General features: G+C 42.9%; 15 protein-coding genes and 1 pseudogene. 10 read left to right on the forward strand and 6 right to left on the reverse strand.

All coding sequences use genetic code 11. The features are described from left to right. Positions 1–87: 87 nt before the first annotated feature. The 3 genes from der to BS333_RS02880 all read left to right on the forward strand — a co-directional run bounded on the left by der (position 88) and on the right by BS333_RS02880 (position 3045). Entirely contained in the window at positions 88–1584 is a 1497-nt protein-coding gene (gene der / locus BS333_RS02870) for a ribosome biogenesis GTPase Der (protein WP_021710184.1), read from the forward strand. A 65-nt stretch (positions 1585–1649) separates the two neighbouring features. Continuing rightward, positions 1650–2525: a metal-dependent hydrolase gene (locus BS333_RS02875; protein ID WP_033003917.1), complete on the forward strand. Its 876-nt coding sequence runs from the start codon at positions 1650–1652 to the stop codon at positions 2523–2525. A 292-nt stretch (positions 2526–2817) separates the two neighbouring features. After that, positions 2818–3045 carry a zinc ribbon domain-containing protein gene (locus BS333_RS02880; RefSeq protein WP_021710182.1) on the forward strand — a complete coding sequence of 76 codons (228 nt, stop codon included), beginning with the start codon at positions 2818–2820 and terminating at the stop codon, positions 3043–3045. A gap of 109 nt (positions 3046–3154) precedes the next feature. On the opposite strand, the gene xseA is transcribed toward BS333_RS02880, so the two are convergent. Beyond that, positions 3155–4486, reverse strand: coding sequence for an exodeoxyribonuclease VII large subunit (xseA, locus tag BS333_RS02885; RefSeq protein ID WP_021710181.1), 1332 nt, complete (start codon positions 4484–4486; stop codon positions 3155–3157). A gap of 231 nt (positions 4487–4717) precedes the next feature. Here xseA and guaB point away from each other — a divergent pair, with 231 nt between their 5' ends. From guaB to BS333_RS02905, 4 genes are all read left to right on the forward strand, one after another. Beyond that, positions 4718–6181 (forward strand): IMP dehydrogenase, encoded by a 1464-nt coding sequence (guaB, locus tag BS333_RS02890; RefSeq protein ID WP_021710180.1) that lies wholly within the window; start codon positions 4718–4720, stop codon positions 6179–6181. 161 nt (positions 6182–6342) lie between these two features. Next, a complete protein-coding gene (gene guaA / locus BS333_RS02895; RefSeq protein ID WP_021710179.1) occupies positions 6343–7896 on the forward strand; it encodes a glutamine-hydrolyzing GMP synthase in 1554 nt (517 codons plus the stop codon). Positions 7897–8163: 267 nt separating this feature from the next. Further along, positions 8164–9807 carry a chitinase gene (locus tag BS333_RS02900; RefSeq protein WP_021710178.1) on the forward strand — a complete coding sequence of 548 codons (1644 nt, stop codon included), beginning with the start codon at positions 8164–8166 and terminating at the stop codon, positions 9805–9807. Between the two features lie 176 nt (positions 9808–9983). Beyond that, entirely contained in the window at positions 9984–10544 is a 561-nt protein-coding gene (locus BS333_RS02905; protein ID WP_021710177.1) for an acetate uptake transporter, read from the forward strand. A gap of 152 nt (positions 10545–10696) precedes the next feature. Here the strand turns inward: BS333_RS02905 and BS333_RS02910 are convergent, their stop codons facing one another. From BS333_RS02910 to BS333_RS02925, 4 genes and pseudogenes are all read right to left on the reverse strand, one after another. Beyond that, positions 10697–12283, reverse strand: a complete 1587-nt coding sequence (locus BS333_RS02910) for an alanine/glycine:cation symporter family protein (protein ID WP_021710176.1) — start codon at positions 12281–12283, stop codon at positions 10697–10699. Positions 12284–12554: 271 nt separating this feature from the next. Further along, positions 12555–14294, reverse strand: coding sequence for an amidohydrolase (locus BS333_RS02915; protein WP_021710175.1), 1740 nt, complete (start codon positions 14292–14294; stop codon positions 12555–12557). Positions 14295–14623: 329 nt separating this feature from the next. Beyond that, positions 14624–15987 (reverse strand): annotated as a pseudogene (locus tag BS333_RS02920) (Na+/H+ antiporter NhaC family protein). A gap of 149 nt (positions 15988–16136) precedes the next feature. After that, positions 16137–16724 carry a DedA family protein gene (locus BS333_RS02925; RefSeq protein WP_033003922.1) on the reverse strand — a complete coding sequence of 196 codons (588 nt, stop codon included), beginning with the start codon at positions 16722–16724 and terminating at the stop codon, positions 16137–16139. Between the two features lie 378 nt (positions 16725–17102). On the opposite strand from BS333_RS02925, the gene BS333_RS02930 reads away from it, so the two are divergent. Beyond that, on the forward strand, positions 17103–17669 hold the full coding sequence (locus BS333_RS02930) for a riboflavin synthase (RefSeq protein WP_021710172.1): 567 nt from the start codon (positions 17103–17105) through the stop codon (positions 17667–17669). Positions 17670–17793: 124 nt separating this feature from the next. Here BS333_RS02930 and BS333_RS02935 read toward each other — a convergent pair whose 3' ends face one another. Further along, on the reverse strand, positions 17794–18582 hold the full coding sequence (locus BS333_RS02935) for a hypothetical protein (protein ID WP_021710171.1): 789 nt from the start codon (positions 18580–18582) through the stop codon (positions 17794–17796). Between the two features lie 552 nt (positions 18583–19134). Here BS333_RS02935 and BS333_RS02940 point away from each other — a divergent pair. Together BS333_RS02940 and BS333_RS02945 are read left to right on the forward strand one after the other, a co-directional pair. Beyond that, complete coding sequence (locus BS333_RS02940) at positions 19135–19908, forward strand: SDR family NAD(P)-dependent oxidoreductase (protein ID WP_021710170.1); 774 nt, start codon at positions 19135–19137, stop codon at positions 19906–19908. Between the two features lie 153 nt (positions 19909–20061). After that, on the forward strand, positions 20062–20607 hold the full coding sequence (locus BS333_RS02945) for an OsmC family protein (protein ID WP_021708263.1): 546 nt from the start codon (positions 20062–20064) through the stop codon (positions 20605–20607). The last annotated feature ends 666 nt before the right edge of the window (positions 20608–21273 follow it).

A 21273-nucleotide genomic window follows, 5' to 3' on the forward strand; every position in this document is an offset into this window, starting at 1 on the left:
GTGGTTATAGGTAAAAAGCTGGTTTAATTTGGCATTAGACAAGTCGTTACCTATAACTACAGAAGAAAGATTATTGTAGAGGTTGTTATGGTACCTGTTGTTGCCCTTGTTGGGCGTCCGAACGTAGGTAAATCTACGCTATTTAACCGATTGACTCGCACTCGTGATGCGCTAGTTGCGGATTTCCCAGGCCTAACGCGAGACCGTAAATATGGCCAAGCTCGCCTTGGTGAAGAGCATGAATTCATTGTTATTGATACCGGTGGTATTGATGGCACAGAAGAAGGTGTAGAAACCAAAATGGCAGAGCAGTCATTGGCCGCAATCGATGAGGCTGATGTGGTTTTGTTTTTGGTTGATGGCCGTGCTGGTTTAACGCCTGCCGATCAAGCGATTGCTGCTCACTTGAGAAAAATTGAAAAGCCGGCAATGCTGGTGGTAAACAAAATTGATGGTATTGATGTTGATGCTGCTTGTGCTGACTTTTGGCAGCTAGGCGTCGATGATATGTACCACATTGCAGCAGCGCACGGACGTGGTGTTACTGCTTTGCTTGAGCGTGCTTTAGCGCCCTTCTTTGAAGACCTGTTGGCGAATGAAGCACCTGATGGTGAAGTGGAAGACCTCACTGAGTTTGAAGACGAGGAACTTGCTGCAGAGGAATATTCAGAAGAAGATGCTGAAGCAGAGTTGCAGCGTTTGCAAGATCAACCGATTAAGCTGGCAATTATAGGTCGTCCGAACGTGGGTAAATCCACATTAACCAACCGTATTCTTGGTGAAGAGCGTGTGGTTGTGTATGACATGCCTGGAACAACGCGTGACTCCATTTATATTCCAATGGAACGTGATGGACGCGAATATGTTCTAATTGATACTGCTGGTGTTCGTCGCCGTGGACGTATTAACGAGACAGTAGAGAAGTTCTCGGTAGTCAAAACACTTAAAGCGGTAGAAGATGCGAACGTGGTATTACTTGTTATCGATGCGCGTGAAAACATCTCAGATCAAGACTTGAGCCTACTTGGTTTTGCATTAAATGCAGGTCGTTCTATTGTTCTTGCTGTCAACAAATGGGATGGATTGGATAACGACGTCAAAGAAAGTGTTAAGAAAGAGCTCGACCGTCGTCTAGGTTTCGTTGATTTTGCTCGTATTCACTTTATCTCTGCCCTTCATGGTACAGGAGTTGGTCACTTATTCGAATCGATTCAAGAGGCTTATAAGTCGGCAACAACACGTGTCGGTACCTCTGTTCTGACGCGTATTATGAAGATGGCTACAGATGATCACCAACCACCAATGGTTCGTGGTCGTCGTATCAAACTGAAGTATGCTCATGCGGGTGGTTACAACCCACCAATTGTCGTGATTCACGGTAACATGGTTCGTGACCTTCCGGACTCTTACAAACGCTACCTAATGAACTACTTCCGTAAGTCTTTGGAAATTATGGGTACGCCTATCCGTATTAACTTCCAGAACAGTGATAACCCGTATGAGAATCGCACGAATAAACTGACGCTATCTCAAGAGCGTAAACGTAAGCGTATGATGTCAGCGGTGAAAAATCGCAATAAATAACCATTCTTTTTTCTATACCCAAGTCTTCGGCTTGGGTATTTTTTTGTCTTGAGTTTATGAAAAATATGTCAATTACAGCAACTAAGATTCGTTTTTGTCATCAAATGTGGCAGTTAGAAACCACAGTACAACAAGTTCAATCAACAACAGATATGACCTACGTTATTACTGAAACGACGCCATTTCACCCTGTCAGTCATATTTGGCCAGATCACCCAGCGGATAGGGGCTCATTGATGATCAACGGCAAAAAGTTAGATGTTATTGATTGCCAAGTGGGGGCGATAGAGCTGGCGAGTGGGGCATTGCATGTCGGTCAAGCGATACCAGTCAAACGTGATACACAAGGCTGGGTCTTTGTCGTCGTGCACGTATTGTCATGGACAGAGGCTGTAGTCGTCGGTGATGTGGTTTCATTGCAAGTGGATAAAGAGTTTCAACTATCGTTAAGCCGCGGTCACAGTGCAGGGCACATCGCTTATTTGGCTCTGAATAAGGTGTTGGCACAGAACTACTGGCGCAAAGATGCCGATCGTAAGGACCCACATGGCAATTATGATTTTAATAGCTATGCCCAAGAAACCAGTTTTGTTACACCAGATAAATGTTTAGATACCTATCGTTTGGGTAAAACGTTACGTAAACGAGGCTTGAATAGCGCAGAAGTTGTCAATGATTTGGAAAGTATCGAAAATCAGGTGAATCTACTGCTAAAAGGTTGGATACAGAGAAAAGTTCCAGTATCTATCCAGTGTCATGGCGAAGCATTAACGGATTCTCGCTACTGGGAATGTGATTTAGGGGAAGAGAGTACGGCTGTTATTCCTTGCGGTGGAACGCACATTACGCATTTAAACGAAATCGAGTCGGTCAAGGTGCGTTTATTGATGCAAGACACACAGACAATTGAAATGCATACCCATGTAGTTCCGCAAAGATAATGGATTTTATTTTTATTAAATCCTGTTTGAGTTTTATTTTAATACAATTTTAGTTTTTTATTCTTTTTAAAATTGAAATGCAGAACATGTAACTTATGCTTTCGGTATGTGGTTATATAAATATTCTTTTTAGGGGTGATCGCTGATCATTGAGGTAATATCCGAAGATCGGCTTAATGATCTTTTATATATTAGACGATCTTTAATGACGAAGAGATGTGATGCAGATCAAGGTTGAGCCATCGAAAGTGGTTGATACTCGTTAAGAAATTACGATGGAAAGGATAAGATCATGGCATCAGACATTTGTCCCATTTGTACTAACGAATTGGTCTGGAAAGGTCATTATCGTTGTAGTTTATGCGAGTTAGATTATAAAAAAGTCGCTTTTTGCCCAGACTGCGATGCAGAACTGGAGAAGCTTCAAGCTTGTGGTGCTGCCAGCTATTTTTGTCATCACTGTAATGAACTTAAATCGAAATCACGTGTTCGATTTCAATTGCAGAAAATACGCCAATAAAACTTGTTCAAAAACAAGATATCAGATTTATCTAGATATCTATTTCCCTAGTTTTTATTAAGCTGTGTTAGCCCAAAACAGGCTGGCTTAGGTAAACTATAGTGGTGGATTATTGTACGGTAGAATGCAGTTCGCCATCAGATAAGCGAGTGACTAACACATCCCCAGACTTCACATCGGAGGTTTGAGTGACAACGTTTCCTTGCTGAGTCTGAGTGATTGAATAACCACGTTTGAGGGTGGCTAGAGGGCTCACAGTATCGAGCTTTTCTGCTGCTATTGCCAGTTGATGGCGAGTCGTCAGTAATTGACGTTGCATAGCATCAACCAGTTTTTGTTCTGTATGAGCAAGTTTTGCTTGTTGCTCAGCTAAGCGAGTGACAGGAGAAACTAGTGCTAAACGGTGTTGTTTTCGTTCTAATTTTTGCTGTTGAGAGGTAATCAAGCGCTGGATAGCACGCTGTAGACGTACATCGAGTTCATCCAGTTGTTGCGTTTGGCGTTGCAGTTGGTGGTTAGGGTGCTGGCGCTCAAGACGATGCATTTGTTGTTGTGTTTTCTGCTTCAATCCTGACAGATAGTGACGCATTGCACTGGCCAGCTTATGCGAACGCGTCATTAAGGCTTGATCTTTATGGCTATTGTCTCTGCTGACGAGTTCTGCTGCGGCTGAAGGTGTCGGTGCTCGCATATCTGCAACGAAATCGGCAATGGTAACGTCGACCTCGTGGCCCACAGCACTGATGATCGGAATACTACTCGCAGCAATAGTACGAGCAAGAATTTCGTTATTAAAGCACCATAGATCTTCTAAAGAACCACCACCTCTTCCGACAATGAGGACATCGCATTCATTGCGGCTGTTAGCACGGCCAATGGCTTGAGCAATTTGAATGGCAGCTTCCTCACCTTGCACCATGGTTGGATAAACCACGACAGGCAGTGAGGGATCTCGGCGTTTTAATACATCTAGAATGTCGAAGAGAGCAGCCCCGGTTTTCGAGGTGATCACGCCAACTTGTCTTGGGTGTTCCGGTAGGGGCTTTTTGTTGGTTTGAGCAAACAAGCCTTCGCCAGCCAAGGTCATTTTTAGTGCTTCGAACTCTTGCTGTAGGCGGCCATCACCCTCAGGCTGCATACTCTCAATGATTAACTGATAATCACCACGTGGTTCATACAGAGAGAGACGAGCTTTGACTAAAACTTGATTACCGTTGACGGGCTTAAAAGTGACTCGGCGATTGTTACCACGAAACATGGCGCATTTTACTTGAGCACGTGAGTCTTTGAGTGTCAGATACCAGTGGCCAGAGACAGGCGCAGAAAAGTTAGATATTTCACCGACCAGCCAAATAATTCCCATTTCGTTTTCGAGTAAAAGACGTACTTCGGCATTAAGACGAGAAACAGTGAAGATGTTTTTATTGCTTTGGGTGAGCACAGCTAATCTCGTGGACGTGAGTATGGAAATTAGCGGCAATATAATACATAGCAAGGGGGTAAATGCAAGAAAAAAATTAAAAAAAATCTAGCAAAGTCGTCAGCATAAACGTATACTCCCTCCGCAATATCTAATCCAAATGTAGCTAACAAACAAAAAAAGTTACCCTCATTATGCGAAACGATGAGATTGGATTTTTCTTTTTACTCCTCTAATTGTGAGATATTGCAAATGCTAAGAATTGCCAAAGAAGCGCTGACATTCGATGACGTACTACTCGTGCCAGCTCACTCCACTGTTCTCCCTAATACCGCTGATCTTCGCACTCAGCTAACGAAAAATATTCGTTTGAACATCCCTATGATTTCTGCCTCGATGGATACTGTAACGGAAGCTCGTTTGGCCATCGCGCTCGCGCAGGAAGGTGGCATTGGCTTTATCCACAAGAACATGTCTATTGAGCAGCAAGCCGCTGAAGTTCGTAAAGTTAAGAAATTTGAGTCTGGTGTTGTGACGGATCCTATTACCGTTCACCCAGATGCAACCATTGCTGATGTCGTTGAATTGACTGAAAAACATGGATTTGCTGGTTTCCCAGTCGTGGCTGAGAACAATGAATTGGTTGGTATCATTACGGGTCGAGATGTGCGTTTTGTGACTGATCTTGCGAAGAAAGTGTCTTCTGTGATGACTGCAAAAGAAAGTCTTGCTGCGGTTAATGAAGGGGCAACTCGCGAAGAAGTTCAAGAGAAAATGCACGAAGCGCGCGTTGAGAAAGTATTGGTGGTAAACGATGAGTTCCAACTAACCGGTATGATCACTGCGAAAGACTTCCACAAAGCAGAACGTAAACCAAACGCATGTAAAGATGAGCGCGGTCGTCTACGTGTTGGCGCAGCCGTTGGTGCAGGTGCTGGTAACGAAGAACGTGTTGCCGCTTTGGTTGAAGCTGGCGTTGACGTTCTGCTAATTGACTCTTCTCACGGTCACTCTGAAGGTGTACTAAACCGCATCCGCGAAACTCGCGCTGCTTACCCAGATCTAGACATCATCGGCGGTAACGTTGCGACAGGAGCGGGGGCTAAAGCACTTATCGAAGCGGGTGTTAGCGCAGTGAAAGTGGGTATCGGCCCTGGTTCAATCTGTACTACTCGTATCGTAACGGGCGTTGGTGTTCCTCAAGTAACAGCAATCGCAGACGCAGCAGAAGTGGCGAACTCATTCGGCATTCCAGTTATCGCTGACGGCGGTATCCGTTTCTCTGGTGATATCTGTAAAGCCATTGTTGCCGGCGCATCATGTGTGATGGTGGGTTCGATGTTCGCAGGGACAGAAGAAGCGCCTGGTGAAGTCATTCTGTACAACGGTCGTTCTTACAAAGCCTACCGTGGTATGGGTTCTCTTGGTGCTATGTCTCAAGGTTCATCTGACCGTTACTTCCAGTCTGACAACGCAGCAGACAAGTTAGTACCAGAAGGTATCGAAGGTCGTATTGCATACAAAGGTCGCTTAAAAGAGATCGTACACCAGCAGATGGGTGGTCTTCGTTCAAGTATGGGCCTGACTGGCTCTGCAACGATTGAAGACATGCGTACCAAAGCTGAATTTGTCCGTATCTCTGGAGCGGGAATGAAAGAATCTCATGTGCACGACGTTCAAATTACCAAGGAAGCACCTAACTACCGTCTAGGTTAATCTGACCAGTAAATTCGCTTATCAAGCCGATGCTGTTAAGCGAGATACTGTTATAAAAACAATTATCTAGACCGGGAAGTAAGTTCTACTTTTCCTAAAGCATAAATAAGAGGTGAGCCTATCACCTCCATTTTTACAACTAGCTTATAAGACTGCTCAAAATGACTAAAAATATTCATGACCAACGTATTCTGATCTTGGACTTCGGCTCTCAGTACACTCAGCTAGTAGCACGCCGTGTACGTGAAATCGGTGTTTACTGTGAACTGTGGAGCTGGGACGTTGAAGAAGCGGATATTCGTGAATTCAATCCAGACGGTATCATCCTATCTGGTGGCCCAGAAAGCGTAACGGAAGACAATTCTCCACGCGCTCCTCAATACGTATTTGACTCTGGTGTGCCAGTGCTTGGTGTGTGTTACGGCATGCAAACCATGGCTGAGCAGCTAGGGGGTAAAGTAGCGGGTTCGACAGAACGTGAATTTGGCTACGCACAAGTTAAAGTGTCTGGTGAATCTGCACTATTTAAAGATCTTGAGCTGACTCAAGATGTGTGGATGAGCCACGGTGACAAAGTGGTAGAAATTCCTGCAGACTTCGTAAAAGTTGGTGAGACAGATACATGTCCATACGCTGCGATGGCGAACGAAGAGAAGAAATACTACGGTGTTCAGTTCCACCCAGAAGTAACGCACACGAAAGGCGGCCTACAAATGCTAGAGAACTTCGTTCTTGGCGTATGTGGTTGTGAGCGTCTATGGACTTCTGAATCTATCATCGAAGACGCGGTTGCTCGTATTAAAGAGCAAGTGGGTGACGACGAAGTTATCCTAGGTCTATCTGGCGGTGTTGATTCATCGGTAGTCGCTATGTTGGTTCACCGTGCAATCGGCGACAAGCTAACGTGTGTATTTGTAGATAACGGTTTGCTTCGCCTAAACGAAGGTCAACAAGTTATGGATATGTTTGGCGACAAGTTCGGCCTGAACATCATCAAAGTTGACGCAGAAGAACGTTTCCTAAATGCACTAGAAGGCAAAGCGGATCCAGAAGATAAGCGTAAGACAATCGGCCACGTGTTTGTAGACGTATTCGATGAAGAGTCTAAGAAGCTGAAAAACGCGAAATGGCTAGCTCAAGGTACGATTTACCCAGACGTTATCGAATCTGCTGCATCTAAGACGGGTAAAGCGCACGTAATCAAATCACACCACAATGTGGGCGGTCTTCCAGATGATATGGAAATGGGGCTTGTTGAGCCACTACGTGAGCTGTTCAAAGATGAAGTTCGTAAAATCGGTCTAGAGCTTGGTCTTCCGTACAACATGCTTTACCGCCACCCATTCCCAGGTCCAGGTCTAGGTGTTCGTGTTCTTGGTGAAATCAAGAAAGAGTACTGTGACTTGCTACGTCGTGCAGACGCTATCTTCATTGAAGAACTACACGCTGCAGACCTATACAACAAAGTATCTCAAGCGTTCACGGTATTCCTACCTGTTCGTTCTGTTGGTGTCATGGGCGATGGTCGTAAGTACGATTGGGTTGTATCTTTACGTGCGGTAGAAACGATCGACTTTATGACTGCGCATTGGGCACATCTACCATACGACTTCTTAGGTAAGGTTTCTAACCGAATCATTAACGAAGTTGACGGTATTTCTCGCGTGGTTTACGACATCTCTGGCAAGCCACCAGCGACAATCGAATGGGAATAATACCCTGTTAGTCATATCAAAATAACAACCAGCCTTCGGGCTGGTTTTTTTGACGAAGCGAGGGGGCAACTCTCGAATAAATACTGAAGCTGCCGTTCAAACTCAATCATCAAAAGTATTATTTTGTGACGATTATTAAGTATTGGAAATTTTAAATGTAGGGTCTCTCGCAGAATATATGCAGGGTCACATTCTACATTCCGTATATCGTTCACTATAAGTCTGGTAAACCACTTTATTTTGTATTGTTAAATACGGAGACCAGACATGTTCGCATTCAAGCATTTGTCCTTAGCGCTAAGCTGTATTTTTATGGCACAAGCTCACGCCAGTATGAATATCCAACCTGATCCAGATAACCCAAATGGTTATGTCGTTGCTCGTGCTGACATACAAGCTATGGAGCAAAGTAAAACCGCTGATCCTATGTATGCGATTTGGTCTCAGGCATTAGAGACACGTTCCAATACCATCGTAGAAGCCATTTTGCCTGGCGCTGCAAGTAACCCAGAAAACGTCAAGCGTGTTGAACGTGTGTTTCCTGAAAGTGAATGGGATTTCTTAACTCAAATGGCCGCGCCAGAATATACCTATACTCGTTTCTTACGTGCGATTGGTAAATTCCCAGCCTTTTGCGGAGAGTACACAGATGGTCGTAATTCAGATGCGATTTGTAAAAAGTCAATTGTGACGGCTTTCGCACACTTTGCTCAAGAAACAGGTGGGCATATCGCAGTCGATAACGTTTCGGATAACCCACAAGGGCTAGAAGAATGGCAACAAGCTTTGGTGCATGTGCGAGAAATGGGTTGGTCTGAAGGTCAGGAGGGTTATACAACTGGCTGTGGTCAGAACGATTGGCAAAACAAACGTTGGCCTTGTGAGCCGGGGCAAGGCTATTTTGGCCGAGGCGCAAAACAGCTTTCTTACCACTTTAACTACGGTGCTTTTTCCGAAGTGATGTTTGATGGAGATGCGTCGGTATTATTAAAGAACCCTGGTTTAGTGGCCGATTCTTGGTTAAACCTTGCTTCAGCTATCTGGTTTTTCTTAACCCCACAAGCTCCCAAACCTGCCATGTTGCATGTTATCGACCGAACTTGGGTTCCATCACAGCGTGAAATTGACGCAGGTATTGGCTATGGCTTTGGCACCACCATCAACGTAATAAACGGTGGTATTGAATGTGGTGAGCAAAATAAAGACAAAGGCCAGCCAGTCAACCGCATTCGTTATTGGGAAGGGCTATCCGCTCATTATCAAATCCCAGTTGAAGCAGATGAAGTTAATACGTGCTGGCAACAGACTCCTTATGGAAGCTTGAACCTGAATGGTGCAACAGACGTGCTTTACACTAACTGGGATGGTAACTGGAAGTATTACGCAGATCGCCCAGGTGGCCATTCTTTCGAATGTGAGCTGGTTGGGTTTCAAACGGCTTACTCTGCTTTGGTTGGTGGAGATTATGAAAAGTGTGTGACTAACTTCTATCAATCTCATGCTGGTTGGCCTGAGGTACGAGTTGTTGAGGAATTAGGTCCGGTTGACCCTGTTGATCCACCAGTCGATGGCATTGCTGCTTGGGATGCGGGTAAAATTTATAATGATGGAGATAAAGTGTCATATCAAGGTGCGATCTATCAGGCTAAATGGTGGACGCAAGGGGATGATCCTAGTCTAGGTGGGCCATGGCAGTTAGTTTCAGAAGCACCTGTTGTGCAGCCTCCTGTTCAAGAACCAACACCACCTGTTTCTGGCACATTTATTGAGTGGGTACCAGGTCAAAGCCAAGTTGCCGATGGTGAGAAAGTGATTTATCAAAATAAATGTTTTATCGCAAAGAACGGCCCGGGAGTATGGGACACACCAACTGCGAGCAACTGGTTCTGGGATGAAATCTCTTGTCAGTAGTTAACATTCTATTTAAATCGTAAGTTGATGAGATAAGGCTCTGTTTTATGCAGAGTCTTTTTTTTGCTTGTTTAGTGAAATCTAAGTTTTCGAAAACGGCTTTTTGATTTTGTGATGGGGTCGATTAAAATTCGCGCGCAATTTTTATCAACTTTTTTTGAAAACAGGTACGAGATATGTCTACTAAACTGGCTAACCCAGCGCCTTTAGGTCTAATGGGTTTCGGTATGACCACGATTCTGCTTAATATCCATAATGCAGGATTCTTCCCACTTGACTCAATGATTCTTGCAATGGGTATTTTTTATGGTGGTCTTAGCCAAGTGATTGTTGGCATTATGTGCTTTAAGCGCGGCGATACATTTGGTACTACAGCCTTCACTTCATACGGCCTATTCTGGCTTACATTGGTTGGCCTTCTTGTGATGCCTCATATGGGATTCCCTGCAAGCCCAGCAAACTTCTTGGCGTGGTACTTATTGTTATGGGGTGTATTTACTGGTTTCATGTTTATTGGCTCACTTTGCTACCCAGTGGCAAAACAAGTGGTATTCGCGACGCTAACGATTCTCTTCTTCTTGCTTGCAGCTCGTGACTTCACTGGTAGCGCGCTTATCGGCACTATCGCTGGTTTTGAAGGTATCTTCTGTGGTGCAAGCGCGATTTACTTCGCAATGGCGCAAGTACTTAATAACGAGTACGGCCGTACGATTTTACCTATCGGTGAAAAGAAATAACACCTCGTTAAAATCAGAACAGCATGAAAAAGGGTTAGCATTGGCTAACCCTTTTTTGTTCATCTTTTTGTTTGCTTTTGAGTAAGAGGATTTAAATTAATAGACTCTTATTGGTGAACTGTCTACCGAGGCTTTTTACAGTCGGTATTGAGTTAATTCATCGGTGGAGTTAAACCTGGTGATTTAGTTCCATCTTGCTCGACAGCATATCGCTTGTTAACCGTTGTCTTCTCTGAGAGCGATTCTTCTGCCTTGTTCAGTTTACATTGTTCTTCCCAGTAGGTTGCTCCCTTTATTCCAAGCGCAACCGGGTCAAAGATATAATTCTTAACCCCACGTTTTTGTTGCTGTTCATAATCTTTTAATGCAATGAGAGCGGGTTTGGCCATGAAAAAGATGATTAAGATACCAACGACATTGAGCCAGGCCATTAAGCCTGCCCCTAAATCGCCCATTGCCCATGCTAGCTCTGCTGTTTTGACCGTGCCATAGAAGACTGCAGACAGGGTCATTAACTTTAAGATAAACATGAAGCCATTGGCTTTGAGATTTCGTCGTAAGTAGGCCAAATTGGTTTCTGCAATGTAGTAATAAGCCAAAATAGAAGTGAAGGCAAAGAAGAACAAGGCAATGGCAATAAACATTTTACCGACGCCAGGCAGGGCGGTTTCGATGGCAATTTGCGTGAACCGAGGTCCATTTGCACTGATATCTGCGGGTAGATTTTGCACTAAAAAAGCGCCTTCAACAGCTCCTTGGACGTTGTAAGCTCCTGTGATAAGAATCATAAAAGCAGTCGCTGAACACACGAGTAATGTGTCAATATAAATTGAAAATGCTTGTACTAAGCCTTGTTGTGCAGGGTGAGCTACATTGGCCGCTGCTGCTGCATGGGGGCCTGTCCCTTGTCCTGCTTCGTTAGAATAGATACCCCGTTTTACTCCCCAGCCAATTGCTGCTCCCGCTCCAGCCATAGGGGTGAAAGCATCATTAAGGATCAAATGAATGATCCGAGGAATTTCTCCGATATTGAGTAAAATGATCACAAAGGCAGAGATAATATAAGCTAATGCCATAAACGGCACGACAACCTGAGTGAAGTTAGCAATGCGCTTAACACCGCCAAAAATAATGAAAGACAGCAAAATACACAGAAGTGTCCCCGTCAGTATTTTGGCAAAGCTAAAAGTACCGATCGCGGTTTCAACCATTTCCCCTGAACCAAAAGCCGCTTCTACCGCGTTGCCGATGCTATTGGCTTGAACGCTGGGCAGCAATACTCCGCAAGCAATGGTGGTAGCGATAGCGAATATCCATGCATACCACTTTTGTCCCATCGCTTTTTCTAAATAATACGCCGGACCTCCCCGGAATTCGCCGTTATCATTTTCTTTGTATATTTGTGCCAGTGTGGACTCGGCATAGGCTGTAGCGGCACCTAAAAAGGCCACTGTCCACATCCAGAATATGGCGCCTGGGCCACCAAATCCAATTGCAGCTGCAACACCAGCAATATTTCCGGTGCCAACACGACCAGACAAAGAGACGGCGAGGGCTTGAAAAGATGAAATCCCTTCTTGAGAGCTCTTACCTGAAAGTAACAGATGCCACATTTCAAAGAAATGGCGAAGTTGGACAAAACGGGTGGTCACGGAGTAAAAAAGGCCAGCGCCGAGGCATAAATAAATAAGAACTGGGCTCCAGATAAAGCCATTTAAATAGTCAACGATTGACTGCATTATCACTTCCTTGTTGTGAACGTTTCTGATTGTAGTTCAAGCAACACATTAATTGGTTTGTGATGGTAATGTTAATTTTTTTGGTGTTGTTGTTTTTTTTGTGTGACATTTAGCACAACATTAGAGGTATTTTGCTGGTGGGTTTAATGTCTTTATCTAATTGATTAAATTGTCTATTTGTTGGCTATTGGGCGGAATGTCCGTTTATAGGTCTTGAAAAAGAAAGGCATCTCAGCCACTAAGAAAACAGCGGCCGAGATGTAAACTAAGGCTATCTTTGATAAACGACCTGACCTCGGCTGATGGTTGTTTCAACCTTAAGATCTTTTAAGTTTGAGGGTGATATTTTAAGTGGATTTTTATCCAATATAATCAAATCAGCATTCTTTCCTGTCGTTAAACTGCCTTTACTCTCTTCTTCAAAATGCTGATAAGCTGGCCATATTGTCATAGCTTGAAGTGCGGTATAAACGTCTACTCTTTGATCGGGGCCGAGTATTTTATTGCTGCGAGTGGTTCTATTTACTGTGGCATCAAGCACTCTGAACGCGTTAGGTAAAGCAACCGGGGCGTCATGATGGGTACTGAACATCAGTCCTGCATTTTTCACTGCTTGAGTTGGAGAAATGAAAGCCGCTCTCGGTTGGCCTAAAACAGATTCCGCATGCCAATCTCCCCAATAGAAAGTATGCATAGGAAACAGTGAAGGGAAAATACCGAGTTGACCAAGACGTGTGATTTGATCGTGACGTAATGTTTGCCCGTGGATTAAAACGGGTCTGCGGTCTTGTTGACCTAGCTTTTTGTTAGCATGTTCAACCGACCTGATTAACTGATCAATGGCCGCATCACCGTTGGCATGAACGAGTACTTGCCAATCGTGGCTAAAAGCCGTTTCCACGTATTGATATGCTTGTTGATCTTCAAAAGTCGAATAACCGGCATAATCGTCGTTGTGGCCATGGGGAGGATGAAAATAAGGTTGGGTCAGCCATGCGGTTTTACCTTGTGGTGAACCATCAAAGTTAAGTTTTACCCCCCCGATACGAAAATGTTTATTGTAATCATTTGAATGGTATGGAGAGTCCATGAAGTGACTGCTTGAGACCATATCAGGGTAGGCAACGACATCAATCAACAAACGATCATTTTCAGACGCTCTTTTTATCGCCTGATAACTTTCAATGGTGGCTCGCCCTTCTTGCGCCGTTGTGTAACCAAAGCGGGTATACATCGTTTGTGCCGCTTCCAGCATTTTATCTTGCAACTCACTATCAATTATTGTTGCTAAGTGGAAAAGTACCGCAAAGTGGGCGTTTTCCTCCAAAATACCATTTGGTTCTTGGCTGCCTTCTTTACGACGAATGATGCCACCAGGAGGATTTGGTGAATCAGCGTTGATACCAGAAATCTCGAGTGCTTTGCTGTTAGCGACACTCAAATGTCCAGAAGTGTGGATAATAAGTACAGGACGTTCAGTACTGACTTTATCGAGATCCTCTTTCGTAGGATAGCGATCAAGTTGTGCATCATCGTAACCAAAACCTAAAATCCAACCGGTTTTATCGATAAATAACCGTTGTGTCTCGTTGCCATTGGCTGATTTGAGGATGTGTATCACTTTTTCGACATTGTTGGCTCCACCATCGGGAGGTGGCAATAGATTAGCAACCATTGCTTGGAGCCCGACCCCATAAAGGTGGCTATGCGGATCGACAAAGCCGGGCAATAATGTTTTCCCTTCTAAATCGGTGAGTAGGGTATTTTCTGTTTGATAAGTCATCGCCTCTTCATGAGTGCCCACGTAGAGGATCTTTTCTCCCTTTGTTACAATCGCTTGAGCATATTGAGGCTGTTCTGTCGTCATCGTGAGAATATCGCCGCCAAAATAAATATGATCAGCGCTGATGTGATTTTGGCCTTGTTCTGTTGCACAGTGAACGGATGATGAGATAAACATTCCACTGAGTAGCAGTTTGAACAGAGAGGCATGACTCGATAGTGATTGCATAAATTGCTCCCAAAAAACAAATAGGGCAACAATGTAATCCATCTCCCGGCAGGTGCATTAGTTTAGAGATCTAAGTTTTGGCGACGTTTGTGTGAGCTTAGTTACAGTTTTTAATTAAAGCTGGTTAAGTTAAGGTGTTGATAAATAAATTATAATCAAGTTTCTGGAAGCCTGTCGGAGCAAGAGAGAAATGTATGTGTTGATGATTTTTATGGATAACTTCGGTGTTGAGTTAAGCCATCTTGTCTCCTCCCTATTTTGTCATTAAACAAGGAGGAGAGCGCCGATAGCCGTGTACGTAGTGGTCGTCTCTTAGCGATACTTTCTTACTACTTTGCCTCTGTCACCGTTTGACGTGAAGAATGTTTAACAAACACAGCAATGATCGCGGAAATCATTAAGGCATAACAGTAATAAGAGTGACTAATCACTTCCAAAGGTGACAGCTTAAATACAGACCCTAATAACAGCACTTGTGCACCGTAAGGAAGTAGCCCTTGCACCACACAAGAAAATATATCTAAGAGGCTTGCGGCACGACGAGGTGTGACGTTGTTGTCTTGCGCTAATTCTCTGGCGACCTGACCAGAAACAACAATCGCAACCGTGTTATTCGCGGTACAGACATTGACCATTGAAACTAGCCCAGCGATACCTAATTCGCTTGCTTGAGTGTTTGCTGTACCGGAATGATGAGCACCAAAACGAAGAATAACACGGCTGACTAATTGAGTTAAAAAGGCTAAGCCACCTTGACGTCGCATCAATTCACTTAATCCGCCAATCAGCATTGACAGTAAGAAGATCTCTTGCATGTTGCCAAAGCCAGTATAGATATCTTGAGCGAAATCAGTCATGCCATAATGAGGGGTGTAAAAAAGGCTAATGACACCAGCGAGAAAAATACCACTGGTGAGTACCACAAAGACATTGAGGCCGGAAAGTGCAAGAACTAATATTGTTATATAAGGAAGGACTTTAACCCATTCAATAGCTTCCGTACTAGGTGGTTGAGCTGCATTACTATAAAAAGAGAACACAATAATTGAAATCAGTGCGGCTGGTAAGGCAATAAAGATATTCTCTTTAAATTTATCTCTCATTGCACAGCCTTGAGAGCGTGTCGCAGCGATTGTAGTATCAGAAATGATCGACAGATTATCACCAAACATGGCCCCACTTAAGACCACGCCAGCTGTGATAGGAAGGTTCATTTCTGCTGACTCCGCAATGCCTAACGCCACAGGAGCAACAGCGGCAATGGTGCCCATCGAGGTACCCATTGAGGTAGCGATAAAGGCAGAAATAAAAAAATACCAGGCAAGATAAGACTGGTTGGAATCGCTGATAAGCCCAAGTTTACCGTCGCGTCCACCCCTCCTGATGCTTTTGTCACTGCAGCAAATGCCCCAGCTAACAAATAGATCATGCACATTGCAATGATATCAGGATGGCCGACACCACGCATAAAGTGCTCAATCGTTTGATTTAGTCGATCTTTACTTAACAGCATTGCCAAAAGTACTGCAGGTAGAGCGGCTATTGGTGATGGCACTTGATAAAACGCAAAATCTACACCTTGTGCAGATAGGTAAGTACCGATACCAATGAATAGACATAAAAAAAGCAGCAAAGGAAGCAGTGCAGTGGCAGATGGGACAACCGCAGATTGAGAGTTTTTAGAACCGGACATGTAAACAACAGCATAATCGAAAATAAGGTGTGCAGACTAATCGGACGAAAAGCCATTGTCAATGTCTAGACGTCTAAATGGCTATTATTTTTTGTTGCATATCTTAAGTGCACACCTTATCGGCCTACATTGAACAGTATAAAATGCCTTCAACTACCAGAGTTGGCTTGCTTATGTTTCAGTAAGAACAAAATAAGCAATGCAAAAAGTAATGCTGCACAAGTCCAAACAGTATAGCGGTGGTGATTATAGAACTGACTAAATACGTTAAGGTGCTCAAAAGCAAAGTGCGTTAATAGGCTGAAGACACACACCCAAATAGTTGTCGCGATGGCATTACCAATTAAAAATTCTTTACGTGGCATTTTAGCAACACCACAGGCAAGTGGCATAAACTGCTTCATTCCTTCAATAAAGCGACTGATAATCAGACAAGCTGGGCCGTACTTTTTTATGATGTGTTGAAGTTTTTGCATTTTGGGACCGGATATATCACCTTTTTTATCTAGCCAACTTTCAAAGTGATACCCAATCAGGTAACCGCATGTGTTACCAAAGAAGCAACTGAACCACGAAACCACAATAACGACGCTCAAGTCCATTACATGATCTGAAGAAAGTATTGACGCCGCTATCATTAGTGATTGGCCCGGCATGGGAATACCAATACCTTCAAGGGCAATACTCACAATCAAAGCAAGGTAGCCGTATTGTTCCAGTAACGGCTTCATTGCTATAAGTAACTCATGAATGTGCTCCAATGATGCATCTCCAAATCTAACGCAAATGATTTAACTTAGCACAAAACTTTGGTAACTGGAGACGTACTCTCATATTTATACGCAAGTGACCTCAAGGTTTATTTAGGGGGAGGGCTTTATAGGTGTGCCTCAGTCTTTGAGGGTTGTTTAAATACACATTTCCTAGCATAAAATTTAGAGAGTATTTTTGAAATTTCAAGGTCGATTTTTCGCTAGATTTTTCCAAACATTGTGAGGGATAAGGAAGAAATATCCTTACCCTGAGTATTTTAAATTTCATCAACTAAAATTTTCTCGACTCGGTAAGTTAGCTACTGTTCATAACAGTGACAGCCTAATAAAGGAGACATTCATATGTTTAAAGGCATTATTCAAGGTTGTGGTGTAATTAAATCAATATCAAAAAGCCAAGATGGTCAAAGGCATGGTATTGTATTTCCTGAAGGAATGATTCAATCTATTGAGAAAGATACTGTCATGTTGGTCAATGGCGTCTCTTTGACCGTGGTACGTATTGCAGGAGATGTTGTTTACTTTGATCTGGATCTTGACCGCGCCCTAGGAGCCACAACATTGGGTGATTTAAAAGAAGGAGATCAAGTTAACCTTGAGATTCACCCTGAATTTGGTGAAATCATTGGTCGTGGAGCGTTAACCGGAAACATTCAGGGTACAGCACTTGTCACACAAGTCGAAGAGAATGATAATGGTTTTTCTGTATCCATTGACATCCCTCAAACTCTAAGCGATAACCTAGCAGTGAAAGGTGACATTGGTATTGATGGTGTTTCATCTTGTATCCAAGATAAATCAGACAATGTTATCACTCTCCATTACCCTCGCGATCTATTACCAAACACAAACTTTGCGATGTTAACGAAAGGCGCAAAAGTGAATGTTGAAACGTTGAGCGAGTGGTAGTCACTCAATTTTATCGCAGAGCATTCGCTGTATTTTATACCCAAGTATACTGAGCTTACTTGGGTATCGTTACTTTCGAAGGCTTACGTTGTATGTGACTATAGCCTCAAACTATTTACGTCTCTTATTCTCTTCTTGGTTTGTCACTATAACCTAGGTGGCTTAGAAGTTGATTTGTCTGTTCAATAATGATTGGATTATCTTCATTATCGGCAAGAGCAGCTTGTACAACTTGACTCACAACGAGACGTTGAAGAGTAAACTTCACTTCTTCTCCCTCTGTGGTTAAATATGTTTCATTCAGCGATTGTAGGCCGATGTTGATGACCTTTTGTTGGTGATCAATATGATTCTGAGTCGTTTCTTCCTGATCTAGTACATTAATGGTGTATTGATACCTCTCTTTCTCCATCCATGTTCCAACTGAACGATTACCCGTTTGTTTACTCAGCATTTCCATAATGTTAAAGATACGAAAGGTGGTGTCGCAAACCCTCATCGAGCTGTCTTTACAAACCAGAGAAGGTTCACCTTTAGCAAAAATGGCACCATTAGGGGAGTCTATAATTTTAAATAGACTTAAATTATATAAGCTTGGAATATAGCCTTCTAGATGAAAGCCCTCATCACATTGAGAGGACCATTCCTCAAATTGTTGTTGTGATATTTCGATGTAATCAAACCCTGACTTTGGTGTGCCATTCCAAGAAATAGAATTGTGAAAATTAGTGTTAAGCGAAGCGCTTTGGTTTTCTAGCGGTTGGAATTTATACTTACTTGGGTTGACACAAATAGGTTCTACATTGCGGTTTGGATAAATATGATGCTTAGTATTTGATGGATTAGCGTTTACATTAAACGAGAAAATAAGCGGTGACGTTGTCAGTAATAAAGTTAAAATTTTTCTTTTCACAGTAAGCCTCAAGTACAAATAAAATTATGGCCTAGCCTAATATTATTAAACTAATATAAGAGAAATCTAGGTTATGTTTATATGAATGATTTCCGACACCAAATAATAAAGAGGTAAGGATTTATTGTATATAAGAGGAGATGGATTTTTATGTGTTCTGACTCGGCCTTTGATGCATAAATATTAATCATTTTATTTTTAATCAGCTATATCGTTAACAAAGTCTCAGAGTCTAGGCCACTAGCTAAGAATCAAGCTTCTTAAGGCTAATAGAGTATAAATTCAGAGTTAATCTCATTGAAGACAGTATCTTGAGATTACTAAATATAAAGTCCACTCAATATGAGTTAAAAAAATAAATGCATTAAGTCATTGATTATTAATTATTTTTTCTTATTTTTTTGATCTTTACCTATCAATAGGTAGAAAAAATTGTTGACGTCATTCATCAAGGATCATAAAGTAACAACCACAGACAGGGAGTGAGAACGCAAACACTCCTTTTTTAGAAAATTAATAACTATCTACTAGAAGGTAGAGTAAGGATTCAATATGTTTAATACTTCTTCAATTGCACTTATCGTTGGCGGCTCTTCTGGTATGGGTAAAGCTACCGCTGAACGCCTTCTTAACGGCGGTGTACCAGTGATGATTCTGTCTCATGACGCACAAAACCTGGCTGAAGCGAAACAAGACCTTGAAGCAAAAACTAACGGCCAAGTTGAGACTGCTCAAGTTGACCTTTACGACCCAGCTGCAGTGCAAAGCTTTATTGAACAATTGAATGCAGAACAACGCCACATTGGTTACTTGGTTAACGCGGCTGGCTTCTTCAAGCCTGTTGATTTCCTTGAGCATTCAGAGCGTGACTACGACCTACAACTTGATATGAACCGTGCTTTCTTCTTTATCACTCAAGCAGTAGCGAAGAACATGAAACAACACGGTGGCGGTGCTATCGTCAACATCGGCTCTATGTGGGCACACCAAGCGATTAAAGCAACGCCTTCATCTGCTTACTCAATGCAAAAAGCAGGTTTGCATGCTCTAACTAAAAACCTAGCGATTGAACTGGGCGAGCACGGCGTACGAGTGAATGCAGTTGCTCCTGCTGTTGTGATGTCAACGATTTACAAATCTTTCATCGCAGAAGAAGAAATTGAATCAACACTGAAAGGCTTCAATGAATTCCACCCAATTGGCCGCATTGGTTCAACAGAAGATGTTGCAAACGCGATTGAGTACTTACTGTCAGACAAAGCGTCTTGGACAACAGGTACGGTACTGAATGTTGACGGCGGTGTAATGGCAGGTCGTAACCAGTAATCACAACGTGTGTGGCTTCCTCCAAAAGGGTGGGGAAGCCGCGATAAAAGCGAAATAGATAAATAACAAAAATAAAGCGACTGATGCAGATTCAAACGAATAAGCAATCATATTAGGCATCAGCGTCATCATAAAAATTTAAAGGAAAATCTCATGGCAAACGCACCCCTAAATGGCATCAAACTTAATGACCTTGCAGCTTACACAGAAATCGTTACCAATGAACCGGCACAAGCTATTTCAGAATACGGCATTGTTGCAGAATGGAAAGGTGGCGTACACAGCGAAATTCGTACGCTCAATCAAAAAGTTGGCGGTAAAGAAATCGTGAAAGATTTTCGCTTCCAAGTCGGCGAGCCAGAAGAGCTACTGGGTAACAACGCTTACCCAACACCACAAGATTACCTACTAGGTGGTATGGCAGGTTGTATGATGGTTGGTTTTGTTGCTGGAGCAAGTGCACGTGGTATCAAACTTGACTCTGTAAACCTAACGATCAAGGGCAATCTTGACCTACGTGGTTTCCTAGACGTAAGCGAAGAAGCACCAGTAGGCTTTGATGAAATCCAGTTCCACTTTGACGTGAAAGGCGATGCGACTCAAGCTGAATTTGATGAAGTGATTGCTAGCGTACAAAAACTGTCACCAAACTACCGCACCATTGCTGATGCAGTAAAAGTAACGGCGATGAAAGCCTAATATCAATGTTTGTCGCTTGTCGTTGATAGAGAAAGAGCGATTTATATGCAACAAGAGCTTATAAGCGATAGCATCGATAAATAAATGTCATTTGATGATTAAATGACAAAAACAAACCAATCTTATCTAAGCCTGCGATTCATGCAGGCTTTGTTGTATATCCAAGTGACTAAGGTCGCTCGACCTTTGGGAGTGTGTCACTGAGCTGGCTTCTTGCGTCAGACAACCGTTCTTCTTACAAAAATAAGCAAGAGCCTGCTATTCCTATTTTATTCCGCTTCGTTGTCTTCCTTGAATTTGGCTCAGTGATCTCGCTCTGAATCAAGCATCTTGAGGTCACTGGATATAACATTTTCACTCACTGATTTAACTGCTTCAGGTTTAGATGATCGGCAGATGATTATCTCTGGTTCAGGCTCAAAATAGCCGCCACTCTATAATGCCAGCACTCCAAAGTTTCTTGATAAAAGCTTAATAGAACTTAATACACGCAGTTTAAATAGATACACTTTCAAGCTGCTTTATCTCAGTTAGATAACCAAGTGAAGTATTGTTTACCTCGACAATTGGCTTCAAATTAATGGATTTGAAAGTTAAGGTCGCTCGACCTTTGGGAGTGTGTCACTGAGCTGGCTTCTTGCGTCAGACAACCGTTCTTCTTACAAA

Source organism: Vibrio azureus, assembly GCF_002849855.1.
GTDB lineage: Bacteria > Pseudomonadota > Gammaproteobacteria > Enterobacterales > Vibrionaceae > Vibrio > Vibrio azureus.

Excerpts from the sequence above, each read along its gene's own strand:
- guaA (WP_021710179.1), top strand. The coding sequence starts at position 6,343 with ATGACTAAAAATATTCATGACCAACGTATTCTGATCTTGGACTTCGGC.
- BS333_RS02945 (WP_021708263.1), top strand. The coding sequence starts at position 20,062 with ATGGCAAACGCACCCCTAAATGGCATCAAACTTAATGACCTTGCAGCT.
- guaB (WP_021710180.1), top strand. The coding sequence starts at position 4,718 with ATGCTAAGAATTGCCAAAGAAGCGCTGACATTCGATGACGTACTACTC.
- BS333_RS02900 (WP_021710178.1), top strand. The coding sequence starts at position 8,164 with ATGTTCGCATTCAAGCATTTGTCCTTAGCGCTAAGCTGTATTTTTATG.
- BS333_RS02915 (WP_021710175.1), bottom strand. The coding sequence starts at position 14,294 with ATGCAATCACTATCGAGTCATGCCTCTCTGTTCAAACTGCTACTCAGT.
- der (WP_021710184.1), top strand. The coding sequence starts at position 88 with ATGGTACCTGTTGTTGCCCTTGTTGGGCGTCCGAACGTAGGTAAATCT.
- BS333_RS02880 (WP_021710182.1), top strand. The coding sequence starts at position 2,818 with ATGGCATCAGACATTTGTCCCATTTGTACTAACGAATTGGTCTGGAAA.
- BS333_RS02910 (WP_021710176.1), bottom strand. The coding sequence starts at position 12,283 with ATGCAGTCAATCGTTGACTATTTAAATGGCTTTATCTGGAGCCCAGTT.
- BS333_RS02930 (WP_021710172.1), top strand. The coding sequence starts at position 17,103 with ATGTTTAAAGGCATTATTCAAGGTTGTGGTGTAATTAAATCAATATCA.
- BS333_RS02875 (WP_033003917.1), top strand. The coding sequence starts at position 1,650 with ATGTCAATTACAGCAACTAAGATTCGTTTTTGTCATCAAATGTGGCAG.
- BS333_RS02905 (WP_021710177.1), top strand. The coding sequence starts at position 9,984 with ATGTCTACTAAACTGGCTAACCCAGCGCCTTTAGGTCTAATGGGTTTC.
- BS333_RS02940 (WP_021710170.1), top strand. The coding sequence starts at position 19,135 with ATGTTTAATACTTCTTCAATTGCACTTATCGTTGGCGGCTCTTCTGGT.